Source organism: Elizabethkingia argenteiflava (genome assembly GCF_009904105.1).
GTDB lineage: Bacteria > Bacteroidota > Bacteroidia > Flavobacteriales > Weeksellaceae > Elizabethkingia > Elizabethkingia argenteiflava.
Genome location: NZ_JAAABJ010000426.1, coordinates 1 through 349, shown reverse-complemented (window position 1 = coordinate 349; position 349 = coordinate 1). Strand labels below are relative to the sequence as shown.

Annotated in this window: 1 protein-coding gene; it reads left to right on the top strand. The window is 21.5% G+C overall.

The window, feature by feature from the left end; translation table 11 throughout:
• Positions 1–252 precede the first annotated feature (252 nt).
• Positions 253–349 (top strand): integrase core domain-containing protein (locus GNY06_RS15145; RefSeq protein ID WP_394350829.1); only part of this gene is annotated, 97 nt, incomplete at its 3' end.

The following is a 349-nucleotide window of genomic DNA, read 5'->3' as shown; positions in this document are numbered from 1 at the left end:
GATTTATTTTTGTTTTCATATATTTTAATTTTATTCCCAGCTGATTACAATGTGAATATTTTTATAGAATTTTTCGAGATAATTATATACTTTTTTTTAAAAAAATTATATACTTTTATAACAAAAAAATCTCCGTGGTAGACATATATTTTGATAAACTTATAAAATTATTTTAAATAATTTAAATACAAATTAATTTGATTTTACAGATCAAAGATATAAAATTTTCATCTATGGGCTCATGAAAATAAAATAGAAATTCACTATATACAACCCAGGAAACCAACACAAAACAGCCTTATTGAAAGACTGAATAAAAGCTGTAGGAATGAGCTTCTTAATATGTATG